Origin of the sequence: Kribbella albertanoniae, assembly GCF_004348455.1 — a bacterium.
GTDB lineage: Bacteria > Actinomycetota > Actinomycetes > Propionibacteriales > Kribbellaceae > Kribbella > Kribbella albertanoniae.
This window is the reverse complement of sequence record NZ_SMKA01000419.1, coordinates 1-5,114: the sequence shown is the minus strand read 5'-3', so window position 1 is coordinate 5,114 and position 5,114 is coordinate 1. Positions and strand designations below refer to the sequence as shown.

The window sequence follows — 5,114 nt, the reverse complement described above, 5'->3', positions numbered from 1 at the left end:
GTGCAGCGGATCTCTACGCGGAACGCCCGGTTTCAGGTGTGGCAGGCGTATTTGGGGAATCGGAACAAGCGGCAGCGGGCCGGGGAGTTCCTCGTACATGGGGTTCGGCCGATTTCGCTCGCGGTTGATCACGGGTGGCCGATCCGGGTGGTGATCCACGATGCGGCTCGCCCGTTGTCCAGCTGGGCTCGTGAGTTGATGGGGCGGCTGCCGGGAGTGGAACGGGTTGCGATGGAGCCGGAGCTTCTGGCCGAGCTCGGGGAGAAGGATGAGCCTGAGCTGATCGCGGTCGTGGAAATGCCGGCCGACGACCTCGACCGGATCCCAGTAGGTCCCGACTTCCTTGGCGTCGTCTTCGACCGCCCCACCGGCCCCGGCAACATCGGCTCGATCATCCGCTCCGCCGACGCCTTCGGTGCATCCGGCGTGATCGTGACCGGCCACGCGGCCGACATCTACGACCCGAAGGCGGTCCGCGCGACCACCGGCTCACTGTTCGCCGTACCGGCGGTCCGGGTCCCGTCGCATCGCGAGGTGATCGACTGGGTACGACGTACCGGCGTCCCGATCGTGATCGCGGGGACCGACGAGTCCGGCACTGTCGATGTCTTCGACTTCGACTTCACCCAGCCCGCACTCGTGCTGATCGGCAACGAGACCAGCGGCTTGAGCTCCGCCTGGAAAGAGGCGGCCGACTACCTGGTCCGCATCCCGATCACCGGCGCGGCCAGTTCACTCAACGCGGCCAACGCGGCGACCGCCGTACTGTACGAGGTCTCCCGCCAGCGTTCCCATTCCTTCAAGACGCCGGTGCCACCGGGGGCCTAGCGTCGCCCGCATGCGACCACAACCCTTGATCGCCGTGCGCGATGTCGAGAAGAGCAGTGCCTGGTACTGCGCCGTGCTGGGTGCCGAGAGCGCGCACGGCGGGCCGGAATACGAGCGGATCGCGGTCGGCGACGTACTGGTGTTGCAGTTGCATCGGTTGGAGGTCTCGCATCATCACGGCACCTTCGGGGATCCCACGCAGGTGCTGGGAAACGGGGTTGCAGTGTGGTTCGAAACCGACGACCTGCGCGCCGCGGCCGACCGGGCGCGCGCTATTGGTGCGTCGATTCAGACCGACATACACCACAATCCGAACGCTGACCACTACGAGCTCTGGTTGCGGGATCCGGATGACTACCTGGTCGTACTCGCGTCTAGTTAGCGCAGAGGATTTCGCCGTGGAGGATGGAGATCCAGCCGTCCGGCCTGGTCGCCCAGGTGCGCCAGGCGGTGGAGATCGCTTCTAGGGTTGCCTCCGGTACGTCGGACGCTCGGGCCTGATCGGCCATTGCCGACTGGAGGATGCGGTCGGCCCACATGCCGCCCCAGAACGCGCGGCCGTCGGGGTCGGCGAAGGTCCAGTTGCTTGCGGTGGAGTCGACCTTCTCGAAGCCGGCCTCGAGCGCCCACGACAACAGCCGCCGACCCGCGTCCGGCTCGCCACCGTTGGCGCGGGCCATCTGCTGGTAGAGCTCCATCCATTCGTCGAGCTCGGGGAGCGTCGGGTACCAGGCGAAGGCGCGGTAGTCCGAGTCGCGGGCGGCGACGATCCCGCCTGGTTTGCAGACACGACGCATCTCGCGCAGGGCTTGGACGGGGTCCGCGACGTGCTGCAACACCTGATGGGCGTGGACAACGTCGTACGTGTCGTCGGGGAGGTCGAGCGCATGAACATCGCCGACGACGAACTCGATCTCGATGTCCAGCTCGGCGAAGGTCGCGCGAGTGATGTCCAAGGCTTTGGAGGTCGCTTCCAGCGCGGTCGTCCGGCCTGGCTCGACCAGGCGGGCGAGATCGGCGGTGATAGTGCCGGGGCCGGCGCCGATGTCGAGAAGCGACATGCCGGGGCGCAGATGCGGGAGGAGGTAGCCGGCCGAGTTCTCCGCGGTCCGCCAGCTGTGCGAGCGCAGTACCGACTCGTGGTGGCCGTGCGTGTACACGTTATTCATCCCAGGCTCCCTTGCCTTTGGCGACACGCTTCACGGTAACCCATGATCTTGCTGAATGAGACATATCGTCTTGCATAGCGATACATGCTAGTTGCCTGGAGCAAATGCTTCTATCCCTGATGACATGGTTGATCTCTCGTACGACGACACGCTGCCGCTGCACCCGGCGATCGAGGTCCTGGGTGAGCGCGACGGTGTGGTCGTGGCCCGCTGCCGCTACGACAACGCCGAGGGGTCACCGGTCGAGGGCTATCTGGCCTTTCCGTCGGGCGCGCTGCTGGGCGGCGACGAGCTGGCCGGGGTGATCTACCAGCACTCCACCGGAGGCAAGGAAGGGTTCCTGCCGGAGGCGATCCAGGTCGCCGAAGCCGGCGGGATCGCGTTGTCCCTACCGATCGCGGACACCGGCGACGCCGTCCGCAACATCCGCGAGTCGATCTTCGCGATCCGGCGCGGGGCCGACCTGCTGACGTCGTACGGCGTGCAGCGGCTCGGCTGTGTCGGGCACTCGATGGGCGCGATGATGGCCGGCACGGTGAGCGGGATCGACCGGCGGTTCCGGTGCTTCGTGTTCGACTCGGGGCTGTCCGGACTGAGCATCCACTACCGCGAGACGCCGTACAGGGAGATCAAGGCGATGCGGGACGCGATGACGCCAGAGCAGTACGAACCGCTGCTGGCGTTGATGGAGCCGTACGACTGCGGGCACTTCGTGGGCGCAGCGGCGCCGGCTGCGCTGTTGTTCCAGTCGGCCTGGTTCGATCCGAACGTGAGCCGGGAGAACTGCGAGGCGTTCTTCGCGGCAGGGAGTGAGCCGAAGGAATTCCATTGGTACGACACCGGGCACGTGATCAACGAGGTGGCGGCGTACAGCGACCGGGCGCGATTCCTCGCACAGTGGCTGGAGCTCCCGGGGCTGCCGGATCGGCTGCGCGCGCGGACCTAATCATGTCCGAAATTGGCCAGACTTGGGTGCTGCGCGCAGGCGAATCTTGAAGGACACCCTTCAGGAGGAAACTTTCATGTTGGCCAACACTGAGCAGGCCCGGCGGCTGCGCGCCCTGCACGCACAACCGCCGCTCGTCCTGCCGAACGCATGGGATGCCGGATCGGCCCGCGCCATCGAGGCCGCCGGGGCTTCGGCGATCGCCACCACGAGTGCCGGGGTTGCCTGGTCGCTTGGAGTCGCCGACGGCGGCGGACTGTCGCTGTCCGCCGCGGTTGGTGCGATCCGGGCGATCGTCGCGGCGGTCTCGGTGCCGGTCACGGTTGATATCGAGGCCGGGTACGGCGATGTGTCGGCGACTGTGACTGCCGTGCTCGAGGCGGGCGCTGTCGGCATCAACCTCGAGGACAGCACCGGCGGAGTCCTCGACGAACCGGCCGTGCACGCCGACCGCATCCGCACCGCGCGTGCCGCTGCAGTTGCCTTCGGCATCGACCTCGTCATCAACGCGCGGACGGACACGTACATGTTCGGCGACGGCACCGGCACGATCGAACGCGCACACCTGTACGCCGAGGCTGGTGCGGATGTCTTGTTCGTACCAGCCGTGGTTGACGCGCCGACGATTCGCACACTGGCCGCCGACTCCCCGCTGCCGCTGAATGTGATGGTCGGCCCGGGCGCACCATCCGTCCCCGAGCTCGTCGAACTCGGCGTCACCCGGATCAGTGTCGGCCCAGCCATCACAGCCCGCGCCTACGCGCTGGCCGCAGCCGCCGCCACCGAACTGCTGAAGACCGGCACCTACGACGCTTTGGCGTAGTCACCTATCAGGTGATGGAAAGCAGCCAGCGACCTCCAGGGACTGAGATGCCCGGCCTCACCATCGAGCGGCCAAGCATCTCGGCCCCCGAGGCGCATCACCACCAGCTGCGCCGCCCGCCGACTCACCCCCGGCACCTCCTCCAACCGTCGCCCCAACTCCTCCGGCCGCCCGCAATCCAGGGTGATGTTGCCCTCAGCAACCTCTCGCGCCAGCGCCGCCACTGGCTCAACCCCGACCAACGCCTCCGGCCCCGGAAACAAGTGCGTCAACCCGAACCCCAACCCCGGCACCCGAACCCCATAAACCTCCACAACTTTCCGCAACACCTCATCCCCCGGCACCTCGCCTGGCGCCCGCCGTACCGTGCTCGGCTCTTGCGCCCCATCCACCTCGGCGGGTGATGGCGGATTGCGGATGATTGCCTGTACCGCGAGCTCGAACGGTCCCCATGCGCCTGGCACCCGGAGGCCCGGGCGCGCCGCGAGCAACGGACCGATCTCCGGATCGCCGTGGAGGAACTGCCGGGCCATACTGAGGTCCGTCTCGAGACCGACCAGGGCGGCGGCGCGATCGACCACGTGGATGACGCCCTCCCAGAACGGCAAGTGCGCCTGCAGGAGTAGGTGATCCGGCCCGCCCGGCCCGATCTCCAGCAACCCCGGCTCGCCGTCCAGCGTGATCGTGCGCCGGTAGATCCCGCCCTCGACCGACTCCACCCCGGGAATCGCGTTGGCCTTGAGGAACGCGCTCATCGCTTCCCAGTCGTACGGCGGCGTGTACGGCATCCGCAGCACCAGACCGCCGTCCGCAGTCAACCGATCGGCCTTCCGCCGGCGCGCCCGCAGCTCCTTAGGTGATGCGCGGAAGATCTCCCGCATCGCCCGGTTGAACTGCCGCAGACTCCCGAACCCGGACGCGAACGCCACCTCCGCGATCCCCAGCTCACTGTCATCCAGCAACCGCCGCGCGAAATGCGCCCGCCGCGACCGTGCGAACTGATCCGGCGTCACCCCGAGATGCTCATGGAACATCCGTCTCAGATGCCGCGCCGACACCCCGATCCGCGCCGCCAGCGCCGCCTCACCCGCAGCATCCAGCACCCCCGCGATGATCAGCTGCACCGCCCGGCAGACCAGCTCCGGCGCCTCGTCAGCCACCGTCCCCGCCACCCGATACGGCCGGCACCGTAAACACGCCCGGAACCCAGCCGCCTCCGCCGCGGCCGCCAGCTCGAACGTCTGCACGTTCTCCGCCAGCGGCTTCGATCCACACCCCGGCCGGCAATAGATCCCCGTAGTCCGAACCGCCGAATACGTGGTCACGCCGTCACCCCCAATCCCAAGCC

6 protein-coding genes are annotated in these 5,114 nt (G+C 67.8%); 4 read left to right on the top strand and 2 right to left on the bottom strand.

The features are described from left to right. Together E1261_RS43180 and E1261_RS43175 are read left to right on the top strand one after the other, a co-directional pair. Positions 1 to 828: a TrmH family RNA methyltransferase gene (locus tag E1261_RS43180; protein WP_132415905.1), complete on the top strand. Its 828-nt coding sequence runs from the start codon at positions 1 to 3 to the stop codon at positions 826 to 828. 10 nt (positions 829 to 838) lie between these two features. Then, positions 839 to 1,210 (top strand): VOC family protein, encoded by a 372-nt coding sequence (locus E1261_RS43175; RefSeq protein ID WP_132415903.1) that lies wholly within the window; start codon positions 839 to 841, stop codon positions 1,208 to 1,210. Here E1261_RS43175 and E1261_RS43170 read toward each other — a convergent pair. Further along, entirely contained in the window at positions 1,203 to 1,997 is a 795-nt protein-coding gene (locus E1261_RS43170) for a class I SAM-dependent methyltransferase (RefSeq protein WP_132415901.1), read from the bottom strand. The two genes, E1261_RS43175 and E1261_RS43170, sit on opposite strands and share 8 nt — an antisense overlap. Positions 1,998 to 2,121: 124 nt before the next feature. On the opposite strand from E1261_RS43170, the gene E1261_RS43165 reads away from it, so the two are divergent. Then, positions 2,122 to 2,943: an alpha/beta hydrolase family protein gene (locus E1261_RS43165; protein WP_132415899.1), complete on the top strand. Its 822-nt coding sequence runs from the start codon at positions 2,122 to 2,124 to the stop codon at positions 2,941 to 2,943. Positions 2,944 to 3,019: 76 nt separating this feature from the next. Further along, a complete protein-coding gene (locus tag E1261_RS43160) occupies positions 3,020 to 3,766 on the top strand; it encodes an isocitrate lyase/PEP mutase family protein (protein ID WP_132415897.1) in 747 nt (248 codons plus the stop codon). On the opposite strand, the gene E1261_RS43155 is transcribed toward E1261_RS43160, so the two are convergent. Continuing rightward, a partial coding sequence (locus E1261_RS43155; protein ID WP_338033995.1) for a DNA-3-methyladenine glycosylase 2 occupies positions 3,748 to 5,114 on the bottom strand: 1,367 nt, incomplete at its 5' end. The two genes, E1261_RS43160 and E1261_RS43155, sit on opposite strands and share 19 nt — an antisense overlap.

Excerpts from the sequence above, each read along its gene's own strand:
- E1261_RS43160 (WP_132415897.1), top strand. The coding sequence starts at position 3,020 with ATGTTGGCCAACACTGAGCAGGCCCGGCGGCTGCGCGCCCTGCACGCA.
- E1261_RS43175 (WP_132415903.1), top strand. The coding sequence starts at position 839 with ATGCGACCACAACCCTTGATCGCCGTGCGCGATGTCGAGAAGAGCAGT.
- E1261_RS43170 (WP_132415901.1), bottom strand. The coding sequence starts at position 1,997 with ATGAATAACGTGTACACGCACGGCCACCACGAGTCGGTACTGCGCTCG.
- E1261_RS43165 (WP_132415899.1), top strand. The coding sequence starts at position 2,122 with ATGGTTGATCTCTCGTACGACGACACGCTGCCGCTGCACCCGGCGATC.